Genomic DNA, 1,684 nt, shown 5'->3' on the forward strand with positions numbered 1-1,684 from the left:
GTTCTGGGCCACACCGCCGGCGAAAGCATCGACGCCGACGCGGCATTCCGCGATCTGGGCTTCGACTCGCTGACCGCCGTCGAACTCCGCAACCGGCTCACGGCCGTAACCGATCTACGGCTCCCGGCCACGCTGGTCTTCGACTACCCGACCGCCTCTGTGCTGGCCGAGTTCGTGCTGGACGAGCTCCTCGGAAGGGGGGCCAAGGCGCCGGTCGCGGCCTCGGTGGCGGCAATCGATGAGCCGATCGCGATCGTGGGCATGGGGTGTCGATTCCCGGGCGGGGTGGACTCCCCGGAGGCGTTGTGGGAGTTGCTGCGCGGGGGTACGGACGCGATGGGTGGACTCCCCGGCGATCGTGGCTGGGAGGTTGCCGGGCTGGGTGATTTCGCCCGGGTGGGCGGATTCGTCACCGATGCGGCCGAGTTCGATGCCGGGTTCTTCGGAATCTCGCCGCGTGAGGCGGTGGCGATGGATCCGCAGCAGCGCCTCGTGCTGGAGACGTCGTGGGAGGCGTTGGAGCGAGCCGGGATCGTGCCGGATTCGCTGCGTGGCACTGCGACCGGTGTGTATCTCGGGTTGATGTATCACGACTATGCGAGTCAGACAGCTTTGAATCCGGGCGGCGACAGCGACGGATTCAGTGGCACCGGCAGCTCCGGGAGCGTGGCTTCGGGCCGGGTGGCCTACACGCTGGGCCTGGAAGGCCCCGCCGTGACCGTGGACACCGCTTGTTCCTCCTCCTTGGTGACGGTGCACCTGGCTGCGCAGGCGCTGCGGTCCGGTGAGTGTTCGCTGGCACTCGCCGGTGGTGTCACGGTGATGTCCAGCCCAGGCGTGTTCACGGAGTTCTCCCGGCAAGGCGGCATGGCCGCCGATGGCCGCTGTAAGCCGTTCGCCGATGCGGCGGACGGAACAGGTTGGGGTGAGGGCACCGGAATCCTGGTTCTTGAGCGGTTGTCGGACGCGCGGAGGCACGGGCACCAGGTGCTCGCGGTATTGCGCGGCAGCGCGGTCAACCAGGATGGTGCGTCGAACGGTCTGACGGCGCCGAACGGTCCTTCGCAACAGCGTGTGATTCGCGCGGCGTTGGCCAGCGCTCGGCTGTCGCCGGGTGAGGTCGATGTGGTGGAGGCGCACGGTACGGGGACGAAACTGGGTGACCCGATCGAGGCGCAGGCGCTGCTGGCGACCTACGGTCAGGACCGGCCGGAGGACAAACCGCTGTGGCTGGGCTCGGTGAAGTCGAACATCGGCCATACCCAGGCGGCCGCGGGTGTGGCCGGAATCATCAAGATGGTGCTGGCCATGCGCCATGGTCTGCTGCCGCGCACGTTGCACGTGGATGAGCCTTCGTCGCATGTGGACTGGTCGGCGGGGGCGGTACAGCTGCTGACCGAGCCGGTCCCGTGGCAGGCCGACGACCAGCCTCGGCGGGCCGGGGTGTCGTCGTTCGGCATCTCCGGCACCAACGCGCATGTGATTCTCGAAGAAGCCGAACCGGAGTCCGCACCCGAAGTTGATGAGGGCCTGCCGGGCGGAGCGGTGCCGTGGTTGCTGTCGGCGAAGTCGGCGGAGGCGTTGCGGGGGCAGGTTGTCCGGTTGGGCCGGTGGGTCACGGATCAGCCGGGGATTGATCCGGTGTTGGTGGGTCGGGCGTTGGCCACGAGTCGGTCGGTGTTCG

General features: G+C 68.4%; 1 protein-coding gene. It reads left to right on the top strand.

What is annotated here, in order from left to right; translation table 11 throughout:
• A partial coding sequence (locus tag ACIOJD_RS34535) for a type I polyketide synthase (protein WP_401920596.1) occupies positions 1-1,684 on the top strand: 1,684 nt, incomplete at both ends.

Origin of the sequence: Streptomyces sp. NPDC088116, assembly GCF_044741745.1 — a bacterium.
In the GTDB taxonomy this organism is placed as follows: Bacteria; Actinomycetota; Actinomycetes; order Streptomycetales; family Streptomycetaceae; genus Streptomyces.